28 protein-coding genes are annotated in these 26,784 nt (G+C 67.4%); 10 read left to right on the top strand and 18 right to left on the bottom strand.

The window, feature by feature from the left end:
- Positions 1-62 precede the first annotated feature (62 nt).
- The gene (locus MTAB308_RS21140; protein WP_077101842.1) at positions 63-740 is read left to right on the top strand and encodes an IclR family transcriptional regulator; all 678 of its coding nucleotides are present in this window, start codon (positions 63-65) and stop codon (positions 738-740) included.
- Positions 741-766: 26 nt separating this feature from the next.
- Positions 767-2,383: an FAD-dependent oxidoreductase gene (locus MTAB308_RS21135; protein ID WP_077101840.1), complete on the top strand. Its 1,617-nt coding sequence runs from the start codon at positions 767-769 to the stop codon at positions 2,381-2,383.
- Positions 2,384-2,418: 35 nt separating this feature from the next.
- Here MTAB308_RS21135 and MTAB308_RS21130 read toward each other — a convergent pair whose 3' ends face one another.
- Both MTAB308_RS21130 and MTAB308_RS21125 read right to left on the bottom strand, forming a co-directional pair.
- Positions 2,419-3,219: an MlaE family ABC transporter permease gene (locus MTAB308_RS21130; protein ID WP_077101838.1), complete on the bottom strand. Its 801-nt coding sequence runs from the start codon at positions 3,217-3,219 to the stop codon at positions 2,419-2,421.
- An 8-nt stretch (positions 3,220-3,227) separates the two neighbouring features.
- Complete coding sequence (locus MTAB308_RS21125; protein WP_077101836.1) at positions 3,228-3,833, bottom strand: TetR/AcrR family transcriptional regulator; 606 nt, start codon at positions 3,831-3,833, stop codon at positions 3,228-3,230.
- A 75-nt stretch (positions 3,834-3,908) separates the two neighbouring features.
- Between MTAB308_RS21125 and MTAB308_RS21120 the strand changes: the two genes are divergently transcribed.
- The 3 genes from MTAB308_RS21120 to MTAB308_RS21110 all read left to right on the top strand — a co-directional run bounded on the left by MTAB308_RS21120 (position 3,909) and on the right by MTAB308_RS21110 (position 7,307).
- Entirely contained in the window at positions 3,909-5,327 is a 1,419-nt protein-coding gene (locus MTAB308_RS21120; protein ID WP_077101834.1) for an ABC1 kinase family protein, read from the top strand.
- Positions 5,328-5,428: 101 nt separating this feature from the next.
- The gene (locus tag MTAB308_RS21115; RefSeq protein ID WP_077104605.1) at positions 5,429-6,385 is read left to right on the top strand and encodes a dipeptidase; all 957 of its coding nucleotides are present in this window, start codon (positions 5,429-5,431) and stop codon (positions 6,383-6,385) included.
- Positions 6,386-6,563: 178 nt separating this feature from the next.
- On the top strand, positions 6,564-7,307 hold the full coding sequence (locus tag MTAB308_RS21110) for a class I SAM-dependent methyltransferase (protein WP_077101832.1): 744 nt from the start codon (positions 6,564-6,566) through the stop codon (positions 7,305-7,307).
- Positions 7,308-7,368: 61 nt separating this feature from the next.
- Here MTAB308_RS21110 and MTAB308_RS21105 read toward each other — a convergent pair whose 3' ends face one another.
- The 3 genes from MTAB308_RS21105 to MTAB308_RS21095 form a co-directional block, all read right to left on the bottom strand.
- The gene (locus tag MTAB308_RS21105; protein WP_077101830.1) at positions 7,369-7,743 is read right to left on the bottom strand and encodes an SgcJ/EcaC family oxidoreductase; all 375 of its coding nucleotides are present in this window, start codon (positions 7,741-7,743) and stop codon (positions 7,369-7,371) included.
- Between the two features lie 213 nt (positions 7,744-7,956).
- Positions 7,957-8,832: an ArgK/MeaB family GTPase gene (locus tag MTAB308_RS21100; RefSeq protein ID WP_077101828.1), complete on the bottom strand. Its 876-nt coding sequence runs from the start codon at positions 8,830-8,832 to the stop codon at positions 7,957-7,959.
- Positions 8,833-8,839: 7 nt separating this feature from the next.
- Positions 8,840-9,979: a thiolase family protein gene (locus MTAB308_RS21095; RefSeq protein WP_077104603.1), complete on the bottom strand. Its 1,140-nt coding sequence runs from the start codon at positions 9,977-9,979 to the stop codon at positions 8,840-8,842.
- A gap of 178 nt (positions 9,980-10,157) precedes the next feature.
- Between MTAB308_RS21095 and MTAB308_RS21090 the strand changes: the two genes are divergently transcribed.
- A complete protein-coding gene (locus MTAB308_RS21090; protein ID WP_083746620.1) occupies positions 10,158-11,015 on the top strand; it encodes a proline iminopeptidase-family hydrolase in 858 nt (285 codons plus the stop codon).
- Between the two features lie 59 nt (positions 11,016-11,074).
- Here the strand turns inward: MTAB308_RS21090 and MTAB308_RS21085 are convergent, their stop codons facing one another.
- The 4 genes from MTAB308_RS21085 to MTAB308_RS21070 are packed head-to-tail and all read right to left on the bottom strand — an operon-like array spanning position 11,075 to position 15,204.
- Positions 11,075-11,842 carry an enoyl-CoA hydratase/isomerase family protein gene (locus MTAB308_RS21085; RefSeq protein ID WP_077101824.1) on the bottom strand — a complete coding sequence of 256 codons (768 nt, stop codon included), beginning with the start codon at positions 11,840-11,842 and terminating at the stop codon, positions 11,075-11,077.
- Complete coding sequence (locus MTAB308_RS21080; protein ID WP_077101822.1) at positions 11,843-12,931, bottom strand: acyl-CoA dehydrogenase family protein; 1,089 nt, start codon at positions 12,929-12,931, stop codon at positions 11,843-11,845. It lies immediately after the preceding gene.
- Entirely contained in the window at positions 12,918-13,823 is a 906-nt protein-coding gene (locus MTAB308_RS21075; RefSeq protein ID WP_077101820.1) for an acyl-CoA dehydrogenase family protein, read from the bottom strand. Before MTAB308_RS21075 ends, MTAB308_RS21080 begins: the two co-directional genes overlap by 14 nt.
- On the bottom strand, positions 13,801-15,204 hold the full coding sequence (locus MTAB308_RS21070; RefSeq protein ID WP_077101818.1) for a class I adenylate-forming enzyme family protein: 1,404 nt from the start codon (positions 15,202-15,204) through the stop codon (positions 13,801-13,803). The genes MTAB308_RS21075 and MTAB308_RS21070 overlap by 23 nt, the downstream gene beginning before the upstream one ends.
- Before the next feature lie 105 nt (positions 15,205-15,309).
- Here MTAB308_RS21070 and MTAB308_RS21065 point away from each other — a divergent pair, with 105 nt between their 5' ends.
- The gene (locus MTAB308_RS21065; protein WP_077104601.1) at positions 15,310-15,648 is read left to right on the top strand and encodes a 2Fe-2S iron-sulfur cluster-binding protein; all 339 of its coding nucleotides are present in this window, start codon (positions 15,310-15,312) and stop codon (positions 15,646-15,648) included.
- Between the two features lie 22 nt (positions 15,649-15,670).
- The gene (locus MTAB308_RS21060; RefSeq protein ID WP_077101816.1) at positions 15,671-15,985 is read left to right on the top strand and encodes a DUF4286 family protein; all 315 of its coding nucleotides are present in this window, start codon (positions 15,671-15,673) and stop codon (positions 15,983-15,985) included.
- Here the strand turns inward: MTAB308_RS21060 and MTAB308_RS21055 are convergent.
- Positions 15,982-16,764 (bottom strand): LLM class flavin-dependent oxidoreductase, encoded by a 783-nt coding sequence (locus MTAB308_RS21055; RefSeq protein ID WP_077101814.1) that lies wholly within the window; start codon positions 16,762-16,764, stop codon positions 15,982-15,984. The genes MTAB308_RS21060 and MTAB308_RS21055 overlap by 4 nt on opposite strands.
- Positions 16,761-17,654 (bottom strand): SDR family oxidoreductase, encoded by an 894-nt coding sequence (locus tag MTAB308_RS21050; RefSeq protein WP_077101813.1) that lies wholly within the window; start codon positions 17,652-17,654, stop codon positions 16,761-16,763. Before MTAB308_RS21050 ends, MTAB308_RS21055 begins: the two co-directional genes overlap by 4 nt.
- Positions 17,655-17,820: 166 nt before the next feature.
- Between MTAB308_RS21050 and MTAB308_RS21045 the strand changes: the two genes are divergently transcribed.
- On the top strand, positions 17,821-18,771 hold the full coding sequence (locus MTAB308_RS21045; RefSeq protein ID WP_077101811.1) for a LysR family transcriptional regulator: 951 nt from the start codon (positions 17,821-17,823) through the stop codon (positions 18,769-18,771).
- On the opposite strand, the gene MTAB308_RS21040 is transcribed toward MTAB308_RS21045, so the two are convergent.
- From MTAB308_RS21040 to MTAB308_RS21010, 7 genes are all read right to left on the bottom strand, one after another.
- Positions 18,738-19,721 (bottom strand): CaiB/BaiF CoA transferase family protein, encoded by a 984-nt coding sequence (locus tag MTAB308_RS21040; protein WP_425436350.1) that lies wholly within the window; start codon positions 19,719-19,721, stop codon positions 18,738-18,740. The genes MTAB308_RS21045 and MTAB308_RS21040 overlap by 34 nt on opposite strands.
- A 53-nt stretch (positions 19,722-19,774) precedes the next feature.
- Positions 19,775-20,731 carry an LLM class F420-dependent oxidoreductase gene (locus tag MTAB308_RS21035; RefSeq protein WP_077101807.1) on the bottom strand — a complete coding sequence of 319 codons (957 nt, stop codon included), beginning with the start codon at positions 20,729-20,731 and terminating at the stop codon, positions 19,775-19,777.
- Positions 20,716-21,144, bottom strand: a complete 429-nt coding sequence (locus tag MTAB308_RS21030; RefSeq protein WP_077101805.1) for a cobalamin-dependent protein — start codon at positions 21,142-21,144, stop codon at positions 20,716-20,718. Before MTAB308_RS21030 ends, MTAB308_RS21035 begins: the two co-directional genes overlap by 16 nt.
- Entirely contained in the window at positions 21,145-22,722 is a 1,578-nt protein-coding gene (locus MTAB308_RS21025) for a methylmalonyl-CoA mutase family protein (protein ID WP_077101803.1), read from the bottom strand.
- A gap of 72 nt (positions 22,723-22,794) precedes the next feature.
- Positions 22,795-23,604 carry a methyltransferase domain-containing protein gene (locus MTAB308_RS21020; RefSeq protein ID WP_077101801.1) on the bottom strand — a complete coding sequence of 270 codons (810 nt, stop codon included), beginning with the start codon at positions 23,602-23,604 and terminating at the stop codon, positions 22,795-22,797.
- Between the two features lie 60 nt (positions 23,605-23,664).
- Positions 23,665-24,366, bottom strand: coding sequence for a M15 family metallopeptidase (locus tag MTAB308_RS21015; RefSeq protein ID WP_077101799.1), 702 nt, complete (start codon positions 24,364-24,366; stop codon positions 23,665-23,667).
- A gap of 37 nt (positions 24,367-24,403) precedes the next feature.
- Positions 24,404-25,000, bottom strand: coding sequence for a TetR/AcrR family transcriptional regulator (locus MTAB308_RS21010; protein WP_077101797.1), 597 nt, complete (start codon positions 24,998-25,000; stop codon positions 24,404-24,406).
- A 62-nt stretch (positions 25,001-25,062) separates the two neighbouring features.
- Here MTAB308_RS21010 and MTAB308_RS21005 point away from each other — a divergent pair, with 62 nt between their 5' ends.
- Positions 25,063-26,784: a CocE/NonD family hydrolase gene (locus MTAB308_RS21005; protein WP_077101795.1), complete on the top strand. Its 1,722-nt coding sequence runs from the start codon at positions 25,063-25,065 to the stop codon at positions 26,782-26,784.

The following is a 26,784-nucleotide window of genomic DNA, read 5'->3' as shown; positions in this document are numbered from 1 at the left end:
TATCGCACACTGATGTGCGATATATATAGAGCTTCGCTCTCGCGCCCAGGTCTGTCAAGGCCATGACGGGTTCTGGAGCGGGTTCTCAGACGTTGGCCCGGGGACTCACCGCGCTGCAGATGGTGGCCGATGCCCCCAGCGGATTGACCGTGCAACAGCTCGCCGACCAGATCGGTGTGCACCGCACCATCGCCTACCGATTGCTCTCGACACTCGCCCAATTCCGGCTCGTGGCCAAGGGCGAAGACGGGCGCTATCGTCCCGGGGCCGGGCTCGCAGTGTTGGGCGCGTCGTTCGACCGCAACGTGCGGCAACTCAGCCTGCCGACGCTGCGCGCGCTCGCCGACGAACTCGGCACCACCGTGTCATTGCTCATCGCCGAAGGCGACCAGCAGGTGGCGATCGCGGTGATCGTGCCCAGCCATGTCGCCTACCAACTTTCCTTTCACGAGGGCAGCCGGTATCCGCTCGACCGCGGCGCGGCCGGCATCGCCTTGCTCGCGAGCATGCCGCCGCGGCCGGGGGAACGGGAGCTCGTCGCGCGCACCCGCGAGCGTGGCTGGGTGATGACGCACGGGGAGATCGAACCGAACACCTACGGCCTGGCCGTGGCGGTCCGCCGCCAAGCGCCGTCACCGCCCACCTGCATCAACCTCATCTCGCACCGGGAAGACGTCGTGTTGCGCGGCAGGGACGCGGTCGTCAGGGCCGCAAAGCAGTTGTCCGAGCTACTGAGTTAGCCACCGAGCTGAAGGGATCGCAGTCGATGTCTTGGGACCATGAAGTCGACGTCGTCGTGCTGGGCAGCGGCGCCGCCGCACTCACGGCGGCACTGACCGCGGCGGTCGCGGGCGCCTCGGTGGAGGTCTTCGAGAAGGCCCCGACCGTCGGTGGGACCACCGCCGTGTCGGGCGGCATCGCCTGGATCCCGGCCCACAACCGTTCTCCCGACGGGGAATTGACGGTCGCGGACGCCCTGCGCTACCTGCGCGCACAGTCCCTCGGTTCGATGGACGACGCACTGGTGGAGACCTTCGTGCGCACCGGTGCGGCGATGCTCGAGTTTGTCGAGGCCCACAGCGGCGTGCGCTTCGAGATCGCGACGGGCTTCCCCGACTACCAGCCGGAGCTGCCGGGCGGGCGCCCCACCGGGGGCCGGTCGCAGAGCCCGGTTCCCTTTGACCTCACCGAGTTGGGCGAATGGGCGACGCGGATCACCTCGTTTCCGGCCGACTGGTCCAACGTCGGTTTCGACGCCGAGACCAGGGCCCGCCTGCACGCGGCGATCGACGAACGCACCGGCCACCTGTGCGTGGCCGGCACCGCCCTGATCGCGGGCCTGCTCAGGGGTCTGCTGGACGCCGGCGTGACACCGCGGGTGAACGCCCGGGCCGAAGAACTCATCGCCGAGGCCGGGGAGATCACCGGGGTACGGGTCGAACTGTCGGGCAACACCGTGAGCGTGCGGGCCCGCCGCGGCGTCATCCTCGGCACCGGCGGCTTCGAATGGGATCCCGCTCTGGCACAAGCCTTTCTGCGCGGCCCCATGCACGGCGCGGTCTCCCCGCCGTACAACACCGGCGACGGCCTGCGCATGGCGATGGCACACGGCGCGGACCTGGCCAACATGGGCGAAGCGTGGTGGGTGCCGATCGTGCAGATCCCCGGCGACACCATCGAAGGCAAGCCTCGCAGCCGCAGCGTCCGGCTGGAACGGACACGCCCACGCAGCATCATCGTCAACCGCGCCGGGAGGCGCTTCGTCAACGAGGCATGCGACTACAACTCGATGGCCGGTGCCTTCCAGTATCTGGACCCTCGCGGGGGCTACGTCAACGACCGCGCCTGGATGGTCTTCGATTCGGTTCACTTGCAGCGCTACGGATTTCTGGGCATCGAGCCTGGACAGCCCGCACCGGATTGGTTCTGCGAGTCGGCGGACCTGGCCGAGTTGGCCGCCAAGACAGGCATCGACGCCGACGGTCTGGCCCGCACCGTTGCGCAGTGGAACCGCCAGGTGGCCGCCGGCGCCGACCCCGACTTCGGGCGCGGTTCCAGCGCCTACGACGGCTACTGGGGCGACGACACCGCCACCACCCTGGCCGGGAAGACCCTCGGCCCGATCGACACCGCCCCCTTCTACGCGGTGCCCGTGTGCATCGGCTCCATGGGCACCAAAGGCGGACCGCGCACCGATCCCGACGGCCGCGTCCTGCACGTCAGCGGGGAACCGATACCGGGCCTGTTCGCCGCGGGCAACGCGATGGCCGGCGTGACCGGGCGGGCCTACGGCGGCGCCGGCGGAACGATCGGCCCGGCAATGGTTTTCGGCTACCGGGCGGGGCATGCGGCGGCGACCGGAAAGTCGGTCGATCTAGACTAGTTCCATATAGATCACCGCTTCGAGTTGGCGTTTGTCTAGTGCCCGGTCCCGTAACGCGCCCCGATGCTGGTGAGCACCACATTGACCGCAAACAGGGCGACAACGCAGAGCACCACGGTTTCGTTGACGGCGGTGCCCAGTCCCTTGGAGCCGCCGCGCACGGTCAGCCCGCGGAAGCAGCCGACCAGCCCGGCGATCAGGCCGAAGATCGCGGCCTTGACCGTGGCGATGATGACCTCGGGCAGGCCGGTGATGGTGGTCAGGGTGGCGAGATATGCCCCGCCCGACACGTTCTGCAGGTACACGCCGAACAGGTAGCCGCCCACCAGGCCGACGGTGATCACCAGGCCGTTGAGGAAGGTGGCGACCAGGGTCGCGGCGATCACCCGGGGCACCACCAGCCGGTGGATCGGGTCGATGCCGAGCACCTCCATCGCGTCGATCTCCTCGCGGATGGTGCGGGCGCCGAGGTCCGCGCAGATGGCCGTCGACCCAGCGCCCGCGACCACGAGCACCGTGACTTGAGGCCCGAGCTGAGTGACCGCGCCGATGGCGGCGCCCGCGCCGGACAGGTCGGCCGCGCCGAACTGCGCCAGCAGAACGTTGAGGGTGAAGATCAGCAAAACCGTCAGCGGGATCGACACCATGATCGTCGGCAGGAACGCCACCCGCATGATGAACCAGCACTGCAGGATGAACTCGCGCCATTGGAAAGGCCAGCGGAACAGCGCTTTCCCTGTCAGGACGCACATCCGGAAGAATCCACCCAGCGCCGCTAGTGGCCCCTGCAATTGGTCGTGTAGGTAGCCGGCTAGCGTTTCCGAGGTCGTTACCATGGGGGCTCCTAGCGCAGCGATTCGATCCGGTTCTCCATCAAGGCGGTCCACTCGGAGATATATTGCTCATCGGGTAAATCTGTTGTGGTAGCGCCGAATAGGGTGCGCGTTGCGCGCTTACCGAGCAGGGCGTTGACCGCGACCGCGCCGACGGTTGCTGCCCCCTGTGTGCTCAACCCGGGCACCCAGCCCTGTATCCATTCGGACAATTCCGTGTAGAGACCCTCGAACAAAGCGGCGTAGGCGTTGGTCAGTCGGGCCTTCGAGTGGTCCGATGGAGCTCGCGAGGCGATCTGCAGTAGCTGTGTCTCCTCGTCGAGCACAGCCAGCACATATCGACCTAGCATCGTCAGTTCACTTCGCATGTCTCCAAGGCCCGCGAAAAGAGCGCGGATGTCACGCATGGCATTGCGACGATCGAGCTGGCGGTCGATGCCAGCATCGAGTAGCGCTTCCTTTGACTTGAAATGGTGGTACAGCGCCCCCGACCCAGGCGCCAAACCCGCAGCGGCTTCGATTTGAGCGACGCTGGTCTCCTGGTAGCCCTGCTCGCTGAACAGCCGCATCCCCTCGATGACGAGCCGTTCTCGTGTGGGTAAATCGCTGACTTGCATTTCCTAAGTGTATACTTGGTCATCACAAGTTGATAGTGTGGCGAGTGGAATGCATCGCCGCTAGGAACAGAACTTATGGGCAGTCAGGATCCGGTACCTCGGGGCAGGGTCCGCCGCACCGTGCCCTTGGCCGCGTTCACCGCCCGCGCTGCCGGTGGGGCGATCGTCGCCTCGATGCGGGAAAAGACCGGTGATGTCGGCGCCGTAGCGAGTTTTCATGAACGCGCCGCAGCGCGCTACACCGAACTCCTTGGGCAATCCAAGGGTGTGCTGATGAAAGCGGGTCAGCTGTTGTCAATGCTCGACAGCAGTTCCATTGGCAGCGGCGGCTTTTCTCCGTATCAGAAGGCATTGGCTCAACTGCAAGCAGACGCGCCACCCATGGAACCCGCTTTGGCCAAAAAGGTCCTGAGTGAGGACCTAGGCCGCCACCCCAACGACCTCTTCGCCGAATTCGCCAACGAACCGATGGCAGCCGCGTCGATCGGGCAAGTCCATCGCGCGGTCCTGCATGACGGCAGAGATGTGGCGGTCAAGATTCAATACCCGGGTGTCGCCCATGCGATTCGCAGCGACCTGGCCAACGCCGAATTGCTAGCGACGTTCTTCCAAGTCGCGGCGTCAGTATCGGGTGTCGCGTTGCCGGCCAATCCACGAGATACCGCGCGCGAGATTGCGGCGCGGATCTCCGAAGAGACCGACTACCGCCAAGAAGCTGCCAATATCACAGCTTTCAACAGGATTTACCGGGGGCATCCCTTCATCCGGGTACCGGAGGTAATTGATGAGGCCTCCGGCAATCAAGTGCTGACCATGACCTTTCTCGACGGATTGGACTGGGCCGCAGCTCAATCCGCCGCCCAAGGCGTCAAAAACGCATGGGCCGAAGTGATTTGGAGATTCATCGGAGGTTCCTACCGGCATGCGAACCTCTTACACGGTGATCCTCACCCCGGAAATTACCGCTTCGGTACCGACGGCCGGGTTGGATTCGTCGACTTCGGATGCGTCACCGTCATCCCTGAGCGTCGGCGACGCTCATTCGTTGAGATGGTTCGTGCGGCAATCGACGGACGCAAGTGCGACATGCACGCCTTGATGATCAAGACGGGCTTCTTCGGCCCCGATTCCACACTGACCGCCGACGATACATACCAGTTGATGGCAGAAATAGGGTACGAATTTCTCGCGCCCCAACCAGTTGCATTTACGTCCGACTCCCTAGCCCGAGCGATCCACGGCCTGATAGATCTGCGCTCGCCTGACCATCCCGTTCGCCGCATGTCAGTCCCGGACGACTTGGCTTTCTTCTCGCGGCACAACCTCATCATGAACCCGCTATTCGCCGCGCTGGAAGCGACCATGCATGTCCGTGCTATTACCGACGACATGGACGGCATCGCCAAACCGATCACTCCGCTAGGCAAACAGCACCACGACTGGCTGCGCGAGCGCGGGCTGCCGCTCGGACTGGAACCACACGACCACCCCTAATGGGCCGCCACGCGGCGAAATCGTCGAGGTCGTGCGGTTTAATATTCTTTCATTGATAGAGATCCCGAACTTGGACGAAACATCATGCAGTACGTGTGTTCATGACGTCGCTCTTGTGGGACCAGCACACCTGCCTGCCGCTGCAGACGGACACCGACGTCGATCCGCTGACCCGCTACCGACGGCCAGCGGGGGCATTGGTGTCCGTCAATGCGGGGTATTCGCCCCACTCCTTCGACGACACGATCGCCCTGCTGCGGCATTATCGTTCGGCGGTGGATGCTCACCCACAGCTGGAGTTGGCCGACAGCCTCGACGACGTCGACGCGATCACCCGCGGCGGCCGCATTGCCGTGGTGTTCGACCTCGAGGACTCCGGTCCCCTCGATGACGATCTCCACAACCTGGCCACCCTCGCCGCGCTCGGCGTGCGGACCATGCTGCCCACCTATAACCACGCCAACCGCGCCGGCAGCGGTTGCCTGGACGCCACCGACGGCGGCCTGACCGCATGGGGCCGTTCGCTCGTCGGCGAAATGAACCGGGTGGGCGTCGTTCCCGACGGATCGCACTGCAGCGCCCGCACCGGCCTCGACATGTGCGCAATCTCCGGTGGCCCAGTTGTTTACAGCCATTCCTGCATGCGTGCGGTCTGGGATCACCCGCGCAACATCACCGACGACCAGGCCCGGGCCTGCGCCGCGACCGGCGGCGTCATCGGGATCACCGGCGTCGGCATCTTCCTGGGACCCAACACGCCAACCCTCGACGCGATGGCGCGCCACCTGGAGTACGCCGTCGAGCTCGTCGGCATCGACCACGTCGGTGTCAGCACCGACTTCTCGTTTGATTTCGCGGATTTCCGCGACGAAGTCGCGCGCAACCCGCACCTGTTCGACGACAGCTACACCCGCTGGGGACCGATTCAGTGGATGCCGCCCGAAACCTTCTTGGGCCTCGGGCAGCACCTGCGCGGTCGCGGGTGGGCCGCCCCCGACATCGAAGCCGTCCTCGCCGGGAACTTTTACCGGGTCGCCCAACACGCCTGGCCCGCCTGACCAATCAGCACCTCGCTTTCACCGCCCGGGCGCTTGCGAGGCGATACCGCGTTCACCGTTGCACCTCGCCGACGAAACGTGGCTTGGTAGGAAGTGGCTCTGGACGCGTCCCACCGGCAGGTCATGAGAATCGTGAGAACGCTGGCGGAGCCGGTTCAACCTCCGTCATCCTGAATCGATGGATGCCTATGACCGGATCGGCATTGGCTATTGCACGACGCGCCGGCCCGACCCACGAATCGCGTCCCAGATTCACGCCGCACTCTCCACGATGGGCACCGTAGTTGACGTGGGGGCTGGCGCCGGTTCCTACGAACCGGCCCAGACGGTCGCCGCTATCGAGCCCAGCATGGTGATGATCGCCCAGCGACCTGCCGTATCTGCGCCATGTGTACAGGCCATCGCGGAGGCTTTGCCGTTGCGCGACAAGTGTGTGGACGCGACGATGGCCATTTTGACCGTGCACCACTGGAGCGATGTCGCCGCTGGGATCGACCAACTACGCCGAGTGACCCGCCATCGGATTGTCATCCTGACTTGGGATCAATCGGTGACCCGCAACTTCTGGTTGCTGCGCGATTACTTGCCCGCCGCCGCGCGAATCAGCGACGAGTTGTGGGTACCGATCGACCAGCTCGTCGAGCTGTTGGGAGGCGCGCAGGTACAGACAGTGCCGGTGCCACACGATTGCACCGATGGGTTCGGCGCCGCCTACTGGCGGCGCCCAGACGCTTACCTAGATCCCACCGTCCGCGCGGGCATGTCCATGCTGGCTTATGCGGATGACGCCGCCCTCGCCGAGGGCCTAGGCCGCCTTGCGGGCGACCTGCGTTCCCGACGATGGCATCAACGATATCCCGACCTCCTTGACCAACAGCTGCTTGACGCCGGTTACCGCCTACTCATCAGCGATCAGCGGTGAGAACGTGGGCCGCATTTCCGGTGCGGAAAAGTTATGGGCCGCCGTCGAGTTGGCCAGAGGCCTAGCTGAAGGCGCTGGTGACGGCTTCCATATCGAAGTAGTCACGCCACGCGGCGATCCGGTCGTCCCGCACCTCGAAAACGCCCATCACCGGCAAGGGGACGGTTTGGCCATCCTTGCGGCGCATCACGTCGGTGCGCTCGTTCATCACCAGTGTGCCGTCGCTGATCTGCCGGTGCACGTTGAAGTCGATACCGTCGAATGCGGCGACGAACCCCGCGATGAAGTCTCTTATCGCCTCGCGGCCGCGTAACGGCTGCATCGGAATGTTGTGGTAGACAGCGTCTTCGGTGAAATATCCGGCCAGCTGGTCGGGGTCGGGGGAGGCCCACCGCGCGCAGAATTCGGTTACCAGGTCGTCGGCCGAACGTGTCATATTTTCATGCAACACAATGCAACGCGGTAGATCAAGGCCACGTGCCAGTGAAGCCAAGGCGTTGGGGCGTGAAGTCATGGCTCTGGCAGTGAAGCCAAGGCGGGGAAATCGCCCGAATCCCGCCCTCAGTTCACACGAAAAGACATAACTTCACACGACACGTCCTGGGCTGGCCGTTAAGCCGCAGCGTCACGACCGGTGTGACGTGGCGAGTCAGCCGTCGGTCGGCGGGGGCGACAACAGCTTTTCGGCCGCGGTATAGGCATCATCGTGGCCGTCGACCACCGCCTCGGCGATCCGGTCAAGATCCGGCCGCGTCCGCAGCAGCGTTTGCGCCAGCGAAAGCATCTGCGCGCGGGTCCTCGCCACCCGGCGCTCCCGGCTGTCGGTGCGGTGGTGATCGTCGATGGCAGCCACCAGATCCGCGACGCCGTCCCCTCGGGCGGCGACCAGACTCACGATCGGGGCGCCGGTTTCGGCGCGCAGATCCCGCACCGTCTGGTCGGCGCCCTCGCGGTCGGCCTTGTTGACCGCCACGATGTCGGCGACTTCCAGCACGCCGGCCTTCGCGGCCTGCACCGCGTCTCCCGCCCCCGGATTGAGGATGACGATGGTCGGGTCGGCGACGGCGGCGATCTCGATCTCCGACTGCCCCACTCCTACCGTTTCCAGCAGCACCACGTCGTAGCCGATCGCGCCCAGCAGCCGGATGGCCGCCGGAACCGCGGCGGCCAGACCCCCGACGTGACCGCGGGTGGCGACCGAGCGGATCAGGACATCAGAGTCGTTGATGTGGGCGGTCATTCGGATTCGGTCACCCAGCAGCGCGCCGCCGCTGAACGGCGACGACGGGTCCACGGCCAGCACGGCCACCCGGCTGCCGCGCTCGCGGTAGGCGCCGACCAGGGCTCCGATCGTCGTCGACTTACCCGCGCCGGGCGGTCCGGTGATGCCGATGACGCGAACCGCTGATGGTTCGAGAATCGCCAGCACCTCGTCGCGGCGGTCGCCTTCGACCAGGCTGAGCAACCGACCCGCCGCGCGCGGAGATCCGTTGCGCGCACCCGCGATCAGGTCGGCGATCGTCATTTGTGCATTATGGCGCAGCAACCTCGATGACGGTCGCCGAACCCATCCCGCCGCCGGCGCACATGGCCGCGACCCCTATGCCGCCGCCGCGGCGGCGCAACTCGTGCACCAGGGTGACCAGCATCCTGGCCCCGGTCGCCGCCACGGGGTGGCCCAGCGAGCAGCCACTGCCGCTGACGTTGACCTTGTCGGGGTCCAGGTCGAGCAGCTTGATGGTGGCCACACACATGGCCGCGAAGGCCTCGTTGACTTCGAAAAGATCCACGTCCGACACCGAAAGACCGGCGCGGGCAAGCGCTTTCGGTATGGCGTCCACCGGCGCCAGGCCGGTGATCGCGGGGTCGACGCCGACCGACGCCCAGGACCGCACGGTGGCCAGCCCGGGCAAGCCGAGCGCGTCGCTCGCGATGGTCAGCGCCGCCGCGCCGTCGTTGGCCCCACAGGCGTTGCCGGCGGTGATGGAGAAGCCCTCGATTTCCGGGTGCAGCGGCTTGAGCGCGGCGAGCTTTTCCAGGGTCGTGTCGCGCCGCGGGTGCTCGTCGACCGAGAACAACCCATGCGGCGTGGCGATGGGAACGATCTCCTCCTTGAACCGGCCCTCATCGATGGCGGCGATCGCGTTGCGGTGGGACCGCAGCGCCCAGGCATCCATCTCCTCGCGGCTCACGCCCGCCTTGATCGCGGCGTTCCAGCCCACGGTGATCGACATGTCCATGTTGGGGGCGTCGGGGCGGTCCGGGTGGGTCGGCGGGAACCAGTCGACCCACTCGCCGTCCACCTGGATGCGCGACCGCGGCGACGTCGAAGCCGAGTTCACCCCGCCGGCGATCACCAACTGATCCATTCCCGCGCGCACGCTGGCCGCGGCGCTCTGCACCGCCGCTTGACCGGCCGCGCAGTGCCGGTTGTTGGCCAAACCGGGCACGTGGGGCAGACCCGCCGTGATGGCCGCGTGGCGGGCGACGACACCGCCGCCGTAGAGGCCTTCACCCAGGATCACGTCGTCGACCTGCGTCGGGTCCAGGTCCTTGACCGCCTCGCTGAGCACGTGGTGCGCGAGGTCGAATGCGCTGGTGTCGCGCAGCGTGCCCTTGCGGGCGGTGCCGATGGGCGTGCGCAGGGCGGACACGATGACGGCTTCGGGCACGGGCTTCTCCACTTCCAGCGGGCACGGTGCGCGGCCTGGGAGCCGACCGCACGAACGGAGAATGCTATTCTCTCATTTCGAGAGTATGAGTTGCAAGTAGGCGCCCTCGGGTCGAACGCGCGCGTCACCGGCGACGGCAACGGCGCAAATTTGCGATGGTGGGTGGATGAGTCAGGGAATGGTGCCCGTTCCAGGCGGGAAGGTCTGGTTCAAGCGAGTCGGCGGCGGGCCCGGTCTCCCGCTGCTCGTCGTTCATGGCGGACCGGGTCTGCCGCACGACTACTTGAATTCGCTCGAACGGATGTCCGACGAGCGCGAGGTCGTTTTCTGGGACCAGCTCGGCTGCGGAAAGTCCAGAAGGCCCTCCGACGCTCAGCTTTGGACGATGAAGCGCGCGGTGGCCGAAATGGACGCGGTGGTGAATACCCTGGGCCTGACTCGCTTTCATGTCTTCGGTAACTCGTGGGGCGGGATGCTGGCACAGCAGTACGCGCTCGACGTGGCCTCCGGCGCCGCCAGCCTGACCCTCTCGAACACCATCGCGTCGATACCCGAATTCTCGAACATGGTGGCGCGCTTGAAATCCGAACTGGACCCGGCGACGCAATCGGCCATCGACCGCCACGAAGCCGCCGGCACGACGTACTCGGGCGAATACCAGGCCGCCATCCGGACCTGGAACGAGACCTATCTGTGCCGCGTGCGTCCGTGGCCCAGGGAACTCGAGGAAGCGTTCAGGAACATGGGGACCGATGTCTTCGAGACGATGTTCGGCCCGAGCGACTTTCACATCGTCGGGACCATCCGCGACTGGAACGTGTTCGACCGGCTCCCCGAGATCGCCCTGCCGACAATGGTTCTCGCGGGCCGGTACGACGAGTGCGTGCCGGAACACGCCTGGGAAATGCACCAGCGGATTCCCGGGTCACGGTTCGAGTTGTTCGAGTCCAGCGCGCACATGCCGTTCATCGAGGAGCCGGACAAGTTCGATTCGGTGATGCGTGACTTTCTGCGGGCACACGACTCGCGAGCGTAAGGTCACTGTGAAGAAGCGGACGAAAATGCGCAGTGGGTTACGCTCGCGGTTTGCGTAGCTCAGTTCTTGCCCTCGTTCAGCTTCGTGACAATCGTCCGGAAGTCTTCCGTCGTGAACGACTGGTGCTCGGCCGAAAGCGCATAGTCCAGGCTGGCGAGAACCGCGCGCTCCAGATGGATGTTGAGCACCCGCTTGGTGCTCTCGACGGCCTGCTGGGGCAGCTCCAAAATCTTTTTCGCGCAGGCGATCGCCTCCGCAACCGGGTCCGCCGCCACATGGTTGGCCAGCCCGAGTTCGACGGCGCGCTGCGCTTTGATTCGCGTGCCGGTCAGTGCGTACTCCTTGGCCAGCAGCAGGCTGATGTGCAGCGGCCAGGTCAGCGGTCCGCCGTCGGCGGCCACCAACCCCACCTGCACGTGCGGGTCGGCGAGGAAAGCGTCCTCGGCGATGTAGACGATGTCGCTCAACGCGACCAGGCTGCAGCCGAGCCCGACGGCCGGCCCATTGACGGCCGCCACCACTGGAATTCGGCAACGCGCCATGCCGAGCACGATCTCGCGGCCGTCCCGAATGGTCTTAGCGCGCAGATCGGCGTCGGCCGACAGCTCCTTGAGGTAGGCGAAATCGCCGCCGGCCGAAAACGCCTTGCCGGCCCCGGTGATCACCGCTGCGCGGGCCGTGGCATCGTCGGTCAAACGCTGCCACAGCCTGGCAAGTCCCACGTGGAGGTTGTCGTTGACCGCGTTCAGGTCGTCCGGCCGGTTCAGCGTGATGATCCGAAGCGCCCCGTCGGCTCGGACGTCGATTTCGGCTGGCATGTCGTACATTCAGACTCCCAATCCAAGGATTCGCGAAGCAATGATGTTCTTTTGTATCTGCGATGTCCCGCCCATCACGCTCTGCGCGCGACTGTACAAGTACGCGCTGAGCAGGTCCGGATCGCGGGTCCCTGCCACCGCCAGCGCGGCGTGCCCGACGGATTGCTCGACCCAGGTCATCAGCAGCTTGTCGAGCGATCCTTCCGGACCGTGCGAGACGCCGTCCAGCTGCTCGGACAACCGGCGCCGGACGTGATGCGTCAGCATCTCCGACTCGATCGCCGCCCACGCGAGCTCCTCGGGCACCGGACCGGCGTTACGCGCGAACAGGTTTCGGACCAGCTTTCCGTATCGGGCCGCGTAGCCGAGCGTGGAGGGTTCGCGCTCGTGACCGACGACGGTCATGGCGACCGCCCAGCCTTCACCCGGCGCACCGACCATCCGGTCCGCGGGCACCGTGGCGCCGTCGATGAACACCTGGCCGAATTCGTTGGTGACCCCGTTCATCATGCGCAACGGCCTTTGTTGCACGCCGGGCTGTTTCATGCTGAGCACGAACGCCGACAACCCACGGTGGCGCTTGGCCTCGGGATCGGTGCGCGCCAACAATAGACACCAGTCGGCGACGTCGGAGTAGCTCGTCCAAATCTTGTGCCCGCGCACCACATAGGTGTCGCCCTCGAGCGTGGCGGTGGTGGTCAGCGATGCCAGATCGGAGCCGGCGCCGGGTTCGCTGAAACCCTGGCACCACCGCTCGGTGCCGTTGATGATGCCGGGCAGGAAGCGTTTGCGCAGCTCGTCGCTCCCGTGCCGGCCGATGCCGTACACCAGATAGCCCACGCTCGGGCGTGGCGGGGCACCGGCGCGGACCAGTTCCTCGTCGACGATGACGTCATACACCGGCGCGAGCTCCCGGCCGCCGTAGTCGCGCGGCCAGGACAGGCCGAAGAAGCCGTTGTCGTAGAGGGCCCGGTGCCAGTCGGCCATGCGCTCCCAGTACTCGTCCCCGGAGCCGGAATAGTGCTTGGCGTGCAACGCAAGCCAGGCGCGCAGCCGCTCGCGGAAGGCGGCCTCGTCCGGCGAGTCACGAAAGTCCAAAGTCGATCTCCTTCAGCGTCACGGGCCAGAGTTCGGTGGATGTCAGCGCGCGGCGCAGGTAGACGTGGATCAGGCACTCCCAGGTGTTGCCGATGCCGCCGTGCACCTGCACGGCGGTCTCGCATACCGTGCGGGTGGCTCGGGCGCAATACACCTTCGCGACCTGAGCGGCCCGCATCGCTTCGGGCGGAGCGAGTTCGTCGACCGCCCACGCGGCATGGCGTAACACGCTGACCGAACCCTCGATCAGCGCAAGGCTTTCGGCGAGCAGGTGCGCGACGGCCTGATACGACCCGATCGTCTTGCCGTATTGCTCGCGGATCTTCGCGTAATCGCAGGCGACGGCGTGTGCGCCTCGCGCGATACCGACCAGGTCCGCAGACGTGGCGACCAGCGCGAGGGCCCGCCAGCGTGCGGCGGCCGCGGGCGTCACCTCGCCGACGGGCTCAGGGGATCCCGCCAGGTTCCCCTCGATGCGCGTCAAGTCGGCGCCGGTGCGGGTCGCTTCGACCTCTGCCGCCAGAACGCCGTTGCCGGAGAGCAACAGGGCGCGCCGGGCGCCGCGAGCGTCGATTGCCCGGCCGTCAACCGCGACGGTCGCCCCCGCGCCGTCGGCGCCGATGTGCCGGGCCAGGTCGTCGGCCAGCGCCGGCCCGAGGAACGGCGCGTCGAGCAGGCGCCGCCCGAACTCCTCCGCGACGATGGCCACCTCGACGCCGGAGGCGCCATCGGAACGCAGCGACCGCCACCCGGTCGCCTCAATCTGCCTGTCCAGCCGCGCGATTCGGCCCTCGTCGTCGAGGTCCTGGACCGCCCCCAGCCCGAGATCGTCGGCCAGCTTGGCGGCGGCGTCGCGCAGTTGCCGCTGTTCAGAGGTCAGACGTACATCCATAAGTCTCCTTCAATACGCGGCGCAGCACCTTGCCCGAGGGCAGGCGCGGGATATCGTCTACGAACACGACGCGGCTCGGGCGTTTGTACGAAGCTAGCCTCTCGCCGACCCGGGCGGTCAGCTCGCCCGCGTCGACGTTCCCGCGGGCTGCCACCGCCGCGATGATCGCCTCACCGTTGATCCCGTCGGGCACGCCAAACACCGCACAGTCCTTGACAGCCGGATGACCGTGCAGCACCCTCTCGATCTCGGCCGGCGCCACCTGGAAGCCGCGCACCTTGATCATCTCTTTGAGACGGTCGGTGATCCGCAGCCAACCGTCGTCGTCCAGCCAGCCGACATCCCCGGTGCGATACCAGCCGTCGCAGATGGTCTCCGCGGTGGCCTCGGCCGGCAGGTAGCCGGCCATCAGCGACAGCGACCGGCCCTGAATTTCACCCACCTCCCCCGGGCCGACTGGCCGGCCGGTCTCCAGCGAGACCACCCGCACGTCCACCCCGGGCACGGGACGCCCGACCGAGTCAAGCCGGGCTTCCTGCAACGGATTACACGCGATGACGGGCAATTCCGTGGTGCCGTAGGCGGGGACCCAACCGACTCCCGTTCGGCGGGTGACGGTCTCCGCGACGCTCGGACTGACCGGCGTCGCCCCCCACATGATGAAGCGCAGCGAGGACAGGTCGTAGGACTCGAGGTCGGGGTGCGACGCGATGGCGAGTGCGATCGGCGCGACCGCCATCTCGACGGTGATGCGGTCCTGCTCGATGTGCCGCAGCATCCGGTCGACGTCGAAGCGCCTGTGCAGCCGCATCCAGACGCCCGTTCGCAGCGCGGTGAGGATGTTGAGCAGTCCGAGTATGTGCGACGGCGGCGTGGCGACCTGGATGCGGTCCCGCCGGGTCAGCTGCAGGGCCGCGCGCCAGTGCCCGACGGCCTCGTCCAAGGCGGCGTGGGTGTGCCGCACCGCCTTCGGCAGACCGGTGGTGCCGGAACTGAACACCAGCACCGCGTCGGCCCGCGGCGGCAGCGACCCGGCCACCGGCTCCCCGGGTGGGATCGGTTCGTCGAGGTGCAACATGGGCATCAGACCGGCCAGTACCGGATGGTCGCCGACGGCGTGCGCCGGCGCGGTGAGCCCCAGCGCGTGGTCGACCTCGTCGCGCTTCCACGCCGGGCTGATGAGAACGGCCGTGGCGCCGAGCCGCCAGATCGCCAGCAGGACGGCGACGAACTCCGGCCGGTTCGACGCCATGACCGCAACCCGCTCACCGCCGGTGACGCCACGTCTTCCCAGCATCACGGCCAGGCCGGCGGCCAACGCATCGAGCTCGGGCAGGCCGAATCGACGTTCCTCGAACACGAGCGCCGCCGGCTCGCTCACGTCCAATTCCTTCCAGCAGTCCCACCGTCTCGAGAAGACCCTATCGCTCTGTGAGAATAGTATTCTCTATACTGAAGAATGCAAGTACGGGAGGGGGCGGTCATGGTGACGGTCACCACGATCATCGAGGAGACTCCACGGGTGGTAGATCCCGCATCCACGAATGCCGCCGAGGTCGGCACCGTGACGATCCACCTCGACCGGAAGAAGGTGACGGTGCCACGGGTGCCCGGCGAGACGTTGTTGGAGAGCGCGCGGCGGGCCGGCCTTGAGCCACCCTTCAGCTGCGAGGCCGGCAACTGCGGCACGTGCATGGCCCGGCTCGAGGAAGGCCACGCGAGCATGCGGGTCAACGACGCGCTCGACGAGGACGAGGTGGCCGAGGGCTACATTTTGACGTGCCAGGGCGTGCCCGACACCTCGGTCACGGTGCGCTACGAGTAGTGGTCACGGAGAGGCGGCGACAATGGCCAAGGGAATCATGCTCGTGGAAAGTGTGCCCAGTTCGCCCGATCGCGAGGACGAGTACAACACCTGGTACGACGAAATACACATACCGGAACTGCTAAAGCTCGACGGCATCGTCGCGGCGCGCCGGCTGCGCCCGGTCGACGGCAACGGGCCGTATGTCGCCATCTACGAACTCGAGGGCGAGGACCTGCAGGCCATCCTGGACAACATGATCGCCAACGCCGGCCAGTTGCACATGTCCGATGCCCTGCAACTGAATCCCGCGCCCGTCCCGCGACTGCTCGAGACCACCACCGAGTGTGGTCGCTAGCAGCCGGGCAGTGCGGCGAGCGTGGCGGCCAACCGCTCGAGTTGCCGTATACCGGAGGCGAATTCGATGCCGATCGGCAGCAACAGCGTGACATGGTCGGCGCCGGCGGTCAGCTGCTCGCCCACTTGAGCGACGACAGCCGCCGGGTCGATCGGGTCACCCTCCACGGACACGCCGACAACCAAGAGCTTGTCCGGTCCCAGCGTCTGCCGGGCGTGTGCCGTGAACGCGGCGGGCAACATGGCCGGCAATGCCCCATCGGCAATATCACCAGCCAGCTCAAGCATTTTCGGCCCGTTCGCGGCGATGATCCTCGGATAGGGCGCCTCGGGCGCCGGCGGCCAGGTGGGGTTGTCCATCCGATTCACGTATTCGCGCATGGTAGTCAGCGGACTACCGAATTCTTGGCCGACGCTCGCGGCCTGCTCCGGGTAGCCCACCCCCAGACCGAGCACGAAGCGGCCCGGGTAGGCCTGGGCCAGTTGGGCGGCCGCGGCGTGCATGGTCTGCGCCGGCCGCGCCCAGATGTTGGCGATGCACGTGCCGAAAGCCATACTCCCGGTGGCGGACAGCAGCGTGGCCAGTTGCACTAGCGCGTCCTTGCCAATGACCTCGTTCGTCCAGACTGCGCGGCATCCGGCGCCTTCCAGCCGGCGGGCGGCCTCACGCTGCAGATCGGCGTGCGGATTGCTGGTGAAGGAGACCGGTAGGCACGCGCCAACCGGTCCCAACGCGTTGCGCACCGCATCGATCACGGAGCTGGCCACGGCGCCGTTCATTCGCCGAAGTAATGGCCGGCATCGAGGTCTTCTAGTAAGCCGGGCCGTTCGGGCTTCCAGTCCAGCACCTTCTGTGTGAGGGCGCTCGACGTCGGGTTGTCCAGAGACGCGAACAGGCCGAGGAACCCGAAGTGGCCGGCTTGTTCGGCGGGAATGCTGACCGCCGGCACGCCCAGGTGGCGGGCGATGACGCGGGCGATGTCACGGAACGGCACCCCTTCGTCGGCAACCCCGTGCAAACGCGTTCCGGCGGGCGCCTTTTCGAGGGCCAACCGATATAGGTGCGCGGCATCGAGGGTGTGCAGACCGGGCCAGCGGTTGGAGCCGTCGCCGATGTAAGCCGATATCCGGGTGTCGCGGGCCGTCTCGATCAGATGGTGGGCGAAGCCGTGGTGATCCAGGTCGCTGTGCACCAGAGGTGATAGCCGGATGACCGAGGAACGCACCCCGCGCTCGGCCAGAGCGATGACCGCGTTCTCCGAGTCGATCCGTGGTCCTGCGGGCAAGGTGTCGTCTTCGGTCGCAAGGCGCCCCGGCGCGGCGAAGGCGAGCGAGAGGGTTCCCGAGGTGCTCACAAACGGCTTGTCGGTGCCGACGAGCGCCTCCCCCAGGGCCTGCACGGCGCGCAGATCGGTTTGGGCGGCTCCCACAAAGTCGTCGAAGTCGTGTTTGAAGGCGAGGTGGATGACGCCGTCGGCCGCCGCGGCGGCGTCCCGCAGGTCGTCGAGGTCGTCGAGATCGCCCATGTGCGGCGTGGCACCGCTGGCGGTCAGCGCCGCAGCTCCCTCATCGGAGCGGGCCAGCCCGGTGACTCGATGGCCGGCTTCGAGGAGTTCGGCGACGACGGCAGAACCGATGTGACCGGTCGCGCCGGTGACAAAGACGTGCATTGTGGAAGTCCCTTCTGTTCCCTCAGGTCGATGCCGTCAAGTCAATGACGGACCGGCGGGGCTGTCCAAGACCTCTTTCATATAACGCGATGCGATTTCCGCATCACCGCATGAAGACGGTGGTATCTGCGGACGACACGGCAAGCGGGGTGGCTACACTGGGCGCATGACGGACCGCGTATCGCCGGTCGTGGATCTCGACCTGCGGCTGGTCGGCTACTTCGTTGTGGTGGCCGAGCATCGTCACTTCGGCCGCGCGGCCGCGGCGCTGCGCGTCGCGCAGCCGTCACTGAGCCGCCAAATTCGCCGGTTGGAGCAGCAGTTGGGCGCCCGATTGTTCGACCGCACGCCGCAGGGCACCGAGCTCACCGAGGCGGGCGAGGTGTTCCTTCCCCGGGCAAGGGCGCTGCTGCGCTCGGCGGCCCAAGCCACGGCGCAGGTCCGGGCCGCCGCCCAGCCGAGCCGCATCACCATTGGCTATACGACGGGAATGATCGTCACGCCGGCGGTGCGCGAACTGCGTCGCGAGCAACCTGACGCGAATGTGCAAGTGACACACCTGGATTGGGATAAGGCGCGGGATGCGCTGCTCGATCATCGGGTGGACGCGGTGGTGACCCGGCTGCCGTTCCCCACCGACCAGCTGCACGTGACCGTCCTGTATGACGAGCCGCGTGTGCTGGCGATACCGGTCGACCATCGCCTGGCGGGCCGGGAATCGGTGACGCTCGACGACATCGCCGATGAACCGATGCCGCGGGTGCGCCACTCCGATCCGGCGTGGAGCGCCTTCTGGCGCATCGACCCTCGTCCCGACGGGCGCCGCGCGCCCGACGGGCCGGTCATCGACGCGCTCGAGGACAAGTTCGAACTGATTGCCTCCGGTCAGGCGGTGGCGATCACGGCCGGCTTTCACGGCAACAGCTTGCGGCCGGACATCACGACCGTGCCGCTGGAGGGCGTGGAGCCCAGCCATGTCGTATTGGCGACCCGCGCCGGGGACCGCAGCCGTCTGGTGGCGGCCTTCCGCAAACACGCCGAAGCGCACCTGACCCCGCCGTTGCCTGCAGGTGCGGCGGGAATTCAGCCCTCGGCCAGCTCCGGCGGCGGCCGGTAGTCGGGCTCATAGCCGAAGACACGGATCGGGCTCCCGACGAGCCGGAAATCGCCCGCCGTCACAACCACTTCCGGGGTCGCCTTGAGCGCCTCGGGCAGCGTCCTGACGGCCGCGGCCGGAACGCCGAGGGGACGCAGTCGCCGTTCCCAGCCGGCGGCGGTGTCGGTCGCCAGGATCGCCGTGACGACCGCCAGCACCTCGTCGCGGCGGGCGACCCGCTCGGCCATGGTGTCGAAACCGCCGATACCCGCCTCGGTGGCAAACGACTTCCAGAAACCGTCATGCGTGATGAACAGCGCTAGGTACCCGTCGGACGTCGGAAAGAGCTGCGCCGGAACGTAGTACGAATGCGCCCCGTTGGGCCGGCGCTGCGGCTCGACGCCGTTGTTGAGGTAGGCGGAGGCGTGGTAATTGAGCTGCGACAGCATCACGTCGCGCAGCGACACGTCCACTTGCCCGCCCGTGCCCGAGATGACCTTGGCCAGAAGGCCCAGCGCCGCACACATTCCGGTGGAATTGTCGGCCGAGGAATAGCCGGGCAGCGTCGGCGGCCCGTCCGGGTCGCCGGTCAGGGCGGCGGTGCCGACGCCGGCTTGCACCACGTAGTCGAAGGCCGGATCGTCACCGCCGTACAGGCCGAAGCCGGTGATGGCCACGCAGACGATCCGCTCGTTGTGCCGTCGCAACGCCTCGTAGGTCAGACCCAGCCGGCGGATGGCGGACGGCTTCAGGTTCACCAGCAGCGCGTGGGATTCGGCGGCCAATTCGCCCAGACGTTGCTGTCCCGCATCGGAATTCAGGTCCAAGGTGATGCTGGACTTGTTGCGGTTGAGGCTGGCGAAGTACGCGGCGCCGACGCTGCGCGAGATCTCGCCGCCGGCGGGTTCGATCTTGGTGACCTCGGCGCCGAGATCGGCGAGCAACATGGTGGCGTACGGACCCGCCAGCATGGTGCCGACCTCGAGGATGCGTATCCCCGCGAGCGGCCCGATGTGGCTCGGAGTCAACGCAATTCCGCCGCGAGGGAGGCGATCATTTCGCGGGTGCGGCGCTTGGAGGCGACCAACTCGTCCCGGTTGTCGCCGATCGGCAGCAGCCGCACCGACAGGTCGGTCACACCGGCGTCGGCGAAGCGGCGCATCCGGGCCAGGATGGCCCCCTCGTCGCCGGCCGCGCACAGGTCGCCGACGTCGCGGGCGTCGCCGCGTTCCAGCAGGCGCTGATAGTTGGGAGACACCTCGGCCTCGCCCAGGATGCGGTTGGCCCGCTGTCTGGCCTGGTCGACCTCCGCGGGCGCACACAGGCATACGGGGATGCCCGCGACGATCCGCGGTGCGGGGCGACCGGCGTCCGCGGCGGCCTTGGTGATCTTCGGCGCGATGTGGTCACCGATCGCGCGCTCGTCGGCCATCCACAACACGGTGCCGTCGGCGAGTTCGCCGGCAAGCTGCAACATCACCGGCCCCAGGGCGGCGACCAGCACCGGCATCGGAGTGTCGGCCCCGATCGCCAACGGATTGTGCACCGCGAACGAATCGTTTTCGACGTCAACCGGTCCCGGTCCGGCGATGGCGGCGTTGAGCACCTGCAGGTAGTCACGGGTGTAGGCCGCCGGCTTCTCATACGACAGGCCGAGCATGTCGCGGATGATCCAATGGTGCGACGGTCCGACGCCCAGCGCCAACCGTCCGCCGGCCACCGCATGGGTCGAGAGCGCTTGGCGGGCAAGGGCAATCGGATGCTGGGCCTGTAGCGGAACCACCGCGGTGCCGAGCTCGATGCGCGAGCTGTGCGCGGCCATCAGCGACACCATCGTCAGGCAGTCGAAGTCGTCGGGCACCTGCGGCATCCACGCGGTGTCCAGACCCGCGGACTCGGCCCATTCGATATCGGAGGCCAGCTTGCTCACCTTGCGGGTCATGTCGCCACGCTCGGCGCCGATCATCACTCCGACGCGCACGGTGTTTCCTTCTGCTCGGGGTCCGCGGTGCCGGTCAACGCCCGGATTTGGCGCACCAGGTCGTCCAGCGATGTCCCCGTGGGAAACACGGCGGCGGCTCCGGCGGACAACAGCTTGGGTACGTCGGCGTGCGGAATGGTTCCGCCGACGACGACGGCGATGTCGGCGGCATCGGCCGCCCGCAACGCCTCGATGGTGCGGGCGGTGAGCGTCAGGTGGGCGCCGGACAGGATGCTCAGGCCCACCACCGCCACGTCTTCCTGCACGGCGATCGAGGCGATGTCCTCGATGCGCTGCCGGATCCCGGTGTAGATCACCTCGAAGCCGGCATCGCGCAGGGTGCGCGCGACGATCTTGGCGCCGCGGTCGTGTCCGTCAAGGCCGGGCTTGGCCACCAGAATCCGCACCGCCATTTAGAACACCACCGGTTGCTGGAATTCGCCCCACACCCCTTTGAGCGCGGCAACCATCTCACCGACCGTGCAGTACGCGTTGGCGCAGTCGACCAGCTTGTGCATCAGGTTGTCGGTTCCTTCGGCGGCCCGGGACAGTTCCGCGAGCGTGGATTGCACTGCGCCCGAATCCCTTTCGGCCTTCACCTTGGAGAGCCGCTTCAGCTGCAGGTCGCGGCCCTCGGCGTCGAGTTCGTAGGTGACGACATCGGGCTCGGGCTCTTCGGAGACGAATCGGTTGACCCCGACGACGGCACGGGTGCCCGCCTCGATGTCCTGATGCACGCGGAAGGCCTCGTCGGCGATCAGCCCCTGCAGGTACCCGTCCTCGATCGCGCTGACCATGCCGCCGTGGCGCTCGAGGTCGTCCATGATCTCGATGATGCGGGTCTCGGTGGCGTCGGTGAGCGCCTCGACGAAGTAGGAGCCCCCCAGCGGGTCGGCGACGCTGGCGACACCGGTTTCGTAGGCCAGGATCTGCTGGGTGCGCAGCGCCAGCGTCGTGGACTCCTCGGTGGGCAGCGCGAACGGTTCGTCCCATGCCGCGGTGAACATCGACTGGACGCCGCCGAGCACCGCCGCCATCGCCTCGTAGGCCACCCGCACCAAGTTGTTCTGCGCCTGCGGGGCATACAAGGAGGCACCGCCACACACGCAGCCGAAGCGGAACATCGACGCCTTGTCCGTCGTCGCGCCGTAGCGCTCCCGCACGATCGTCGCCCAACGGCGCCGTCCCGCACGGTATTTGGCGACCTCCTCGAAGAAGTCGCCGTGGGTATAGAAGAAGAACGAGATCTGTGGGGCGAATTGGTCGATGGTCATCCGCCCGCGTTGGACGACGGTGTCGCAATAGGTGACGCCGTCGGCCAGGGTGAACGCCATCTCCTGCACGGCGTTGGCGCCGGCGTCGCGGAAGTGCGCCCCGGCCACGGAGATGGCGTTGAACCTGGGGACCTCGGCCGCGCAGAACTCGATGGTGTCGGCGATCAGCCGCAGCGACGGTTCGGGGGGCCAGATCCAGGTCCCGCGCGAGGCGTACTCCTTGAGGATGTCGTTCTGGATGGTCCCGGTGAGCTTGGCCCGCGGGATGCCCTTTCGCTCGGCGGCGGCCACATAGAAGGCCAGCAGGATCGCGGCGGTGCCGTTGATCGTCATGCTCGTGCTGAGCTTGTCCAGTGGGATGCCGTCGAACAGGATCTCGAAGTCGGCCAACGTGTCCACCGCGACGCCGACCCGGCCGACCTCCTCGCCGAACTCGGGATCGTCGGAGTCATACCCGCATTGGGTGGGCAGGTCGAGCGCCACCGACAGGCCCGTCCCGCCCTGGTCCAGCAGGTATCGGTAGCGGCGGTTGGATTCCTCGGCGGTGCCGAAACCGGAGTACTGCCGGAAGGTCCACAGCTTGCCGCGATAACCCGATGCGAAGTTGCCCCGGGTGAAGGGAAACTCCCCGGGCGGCGGCGGTTCCGCGGTCCTGTCCGCCGGCCCGTACACGGGCCGCAGCGGGATGCCGGACGGTGTCTGAGCAGCGTTATCCATCGATGAATAACGTACTTGCAAAAAAAGAGAATGCCAATACCGTAGCGTTGACCTGGGACGTTGCGTTTCTCACTACGCCCGGCAGAGGATTTCGCCGTGCGGGATCGACAGCCAGCCGTCCGGCGCCGCGGCCCAGGAGCGCCATGCGGCCGCGATGTCGTCGAGCTGCGCGGGGGTGGCCAGGCCCGAGGCGATCAGCTCGCGACCGACGCTGGAGTGCAGGATCCGGTCGGCCCACATCCCGCCCCACCACTCGCGGGTTTCGGGCGTCGCGTAGCACCAGACGCTGCCCGTCGGCGTGACGTCGTCGAAGCCGGCCGCCAGCGCCCACGACAGCAGCCGCCGGCCCGCATCCGGTTCGCCGCCGTTGGCGCGGTGCGCCTTGCCGTAGAGGTCGAGCCACAAATCCAGCCCGGGGATCAGCGGAAACCAGATGAAGCCGGCGTAGTCGGCGTCGCGCGCCGCGACGATGCCGCCCGGCCGGCACACGCGGCGCATCTCCCGCAGCGCCTGCACCGGATCGGCGACGTGCTGCAGCACCTGGTGGGCGTGGACGACGTCGAACGCGTCGTCGGGGAAATCGAGCCGGTGCACGTCCGCGGTGGCGAACGTGACGTTGGGCAGGTTGCGCCGCTCGATCTCGGCGCGGGCCACCTCGAGGACATCGGCGGACTGGTCGACGGCCAGCACCGTTCCGGGCGCCACCCGCTCGGCGAGGTCGGCGGTGATCGTGCCGGGGCCACAGCCGATGTCGAGCACCGACGAACCCGGCTTCAGGTGGGGCAGCAGATAGGCCGCGGAGTCCTCTGCGGTGCGCCGCTGGTGGCTGCGTAGCACCGACTCGTGATGTCCGTGCGTGTACTTGGCCGGCCCTGCATTCATGGCGTGAAGCCTACCGCCAGATTCATGATATGAAACATATATCTCGCATTGCGAGACGACTCAGTCCACCGGGACGTTGAGGATCGGGCGGTCGACACCGGCACCCGGGCCGTCGAAGTGCCACCACTCCCCGGAGTACGGCGCCAGCCCGCCGTATTTCATGGCGTCCCGCAGCCGGGCGCGGTTCGCCTGGGCTTCGGCGCTGACGCCCTGGGTGGCGTATGCCGTTGCGCGCGAGGAGAAATCGTCGAAGTCGGTGCCCATGTCGGCCAGGCACAGGCCGTCGGCGTGGCGCTCCGCCGGGCACTGGTCCTGCACGCTGGTGAACGTCACGTCCACCGAACGCCCGGACTCATGGCTGTGCGCGTACTGACCGGGGCGGGCCACCCAGGCGGGGTTCGGGACCGCGTTGAACAACTCGACCTGGACGTCGTGCGGCCGGTAGCAGTCCCAGAACACCAGCACGTGACCCTGTGCGCGCAGCGCGGTCGCGGCCGCCGCCAGCCCCGGGCCCATGGATTGATGCACCAGGCATCGGGCGTCGGACGGGTACAGCTGCGTGTGGGTGAAATTGTTCGTCGTCGCGTAGCGCAGGTCGATGATCGCGTCGGGCACCACCGTGCGCACGTCGATGAATCCAGCCGCGCGCGCCGCGTCGCTGACGGGCGGCACGTCGGGCCCGGCCTGCGCGGTGGCGGCACCGCCGAGCGTGAGCAGTTCGGCGGCCGCCACGAGCGAAAGCCACCGCCACGACCGGAACATGGGAGCAATTGTCGCCGCCCGCCGGGTCGGATCCCGGTCAATTCGGGGCGATGTCGCCATCGACGTAGCGCTGCAGGTTGGGCCCCAGCGCCGCGACCACCTCGTCGTCGGACATCGACGCGATCGGCTCGATCTTCCAGACGTAACGCAACAACGCGAAGCCGATCAACTGGCTGGAGATCAGGCCGCTGCGACGCAGCCGCTCGTCCTCGTCATCGCCCAGCGTGGATTCACCGATCAACCCGCGCTCGACGATCAGCCGCAGCTTGTCGCGGGTTGTCGTCTCATGGGCCGCGGTCAGCACCACCGCGCGCAGCACGGACCCCACGTCCTCGTCCGCCCAAATCTCCAGGACGTTGCGGATCAGTCGCTCGCCCAGTTCCGCCTTGGGCGTGGCCCATGTCTGGGTGACCGAATCGAGCCATTTCTGCGGCGGCGTGGTGGCGGCGTCGAGCAGGCCTTCCTTGGAGCCGAAGTAGTGGTAGATCAACGCCGGGTCGACTTCGGCGGAGCGGGCGACGGCCCGAATCGCGGTGCCGGCCCAGCCGTGTTCGGCGAATTCGTCGCGCGCCGCCGACAGGATGCGCGCCGCCAGCACGCCCCGCTCGTCGCGCGGCCCCGGGTGCTTCGGCATCGTTTCACCATAGCGTGAAATTTCATCTTGCGTTGAGACTAGTCTCAACGTAGCGTGAAACTATGGCAAGAACCACCCCGGCGCTCAACGGCCCGCAGACCACCGGCCGGCAATACCGCAACCTCAGCGAGCCCCAATGCGCGAAGCGCAGCGACATCAACACCGCCATCGCCATGCGCGACGGCACACGGCTTTTGGCCGACATCCATCGGCCCGACGCCGACGGCCGGTTCCCGGCGCTGCTGGCCGCCTCCCCCTACCCGCGACAGCTGCAGGACCTGGGCGCCCCCGCCGGATTCGTCGAGGCGGGCGTCACCGACTTCTGGGTGCCGCGGGGCTACGCGCACGTCATCGCCAACCTGCGCGGCACCTGCGGCTCGGGCGGCACCTTCACTTTGTTCGACGCTCAGGAACGCCGCGACGTGTACGACCTCGTCGAGTGGGTCGCGGCGCAACCCTGGTGCGACGGCAACGTCGGCATGATCGGCATCAGCTACTTCGCGATGACCCAGCTCGAAGCGGCCGTCGAGCGCCCGCCCCACCTCAAGGCGATCTTCCCGCTGGCCGTGACGGCGGACCTGTACGACGGCGCGAACCACCACGGCTTGCTGAGTTCGTCTTTCGTGACGCCGTTCCTGGCCATGACGGGACTGACCTCCGAGCGCAGCGACAGGCTGTGGCGCAGCAAGCCCGTCGGCCTGGCCCGCCGGGTGCTGAAAAGCCCACGCGTGCATAAGAAGTTCGAAACCGCCAACGGCGAGGCGGCGGTGACCATGCTGCGCCACGTGCTCAGGCTGCCGCACAACCCGCACCCGTGGGACGAACTCTGGCAGGAGGCGGCCGTCAAGCATCCGACCCGCGACGAATGGTGGGAGGCGCGAAACCTGTTGCCGCTGCTGAAGGAAATCGACATTCCCGTTTACCTCGGTTGCGACTGGGAGAACGTGCCGCTGCACCTCCCCTCGACGTTCGCCACGTGGAAAGGGTTGTCCGACAACGCCTGCGTGCGGATGGGCATGCTGGGCAAGTTCGGGCTGACGTGGCCCTGGGAAAGCATGCATACCGAGGCGCTGGCCTGGTACGACCATTGGCTCAAGGGCCGCGACACCGGCATCACCGAGGGGCCAGCGATCCGGTATTTCCTGCCCGGCGCCGACGAGTGGCGCACCGCCGAATCGTGGCCGCCATCGGGGGCCCCGCATCGCGAACTCGCCCTGCGCGCCGACGGCACCCTGGGCGAGGACGAGGGCGAGCCGGGCGGTCGCGAATTCATGGTCCTTGGCTCGGGCCTGGGTCGCGTCAAACCCAGCAAGATCGACCCGCCGTCGGCACTGACCTGGACCGGCGCACCGCTCGCCGAGGACCTCGACGTCGTCGGCGACATCGAACTACGGCTGGTCGCTTCGGCGACCGCGCTCGACACCGCGTGGATGGCGACGCTGCAGGACGTGGCGCCCGACGGCACCACCACCGATGTGACCGCCGGCTGGTTGCGCGCCAGCCTGCGCGAGGTCGACGAGGCGGCCAGCCGGCCCGGTGCGCCGGTCTTGCCGTGCCGCAACGCGCGGGGCCTGCCGCTGGGCGAGGATGTCGCGTATCGAATCCCCTTAGTCCCCAACGCTCGACGGTTCGGGGTCGGCCACCGCATCCGCCTGATACTCACCAGCGACGACCAGGACCCGCCGGCCCCGGCGATCATGTCTTTCCGGCACGCCGGCGTCGGGACCAGCAGCCTCAACACGGTTCGCTCGTCGTCGCGGCTGCTGATCCCGGTGCTCGGCTAG

The sequence above is a fragment of the Mycobacterium terramassiliense genome, from assembly GCF_900157385.1.
In the GTDB taxonomy this organism is placed as follows: Bacteria; Actinomycetota; Actinomycetes; order Mycobacteriales; family Mycobacteriaceae; genus Mycobacterium; species Mycobacterium terramassiliense.
Note: the sequence above shows the minus strand (reverse complement) of the source record. Positions and strands in the feature narration are given on the sequence as shown.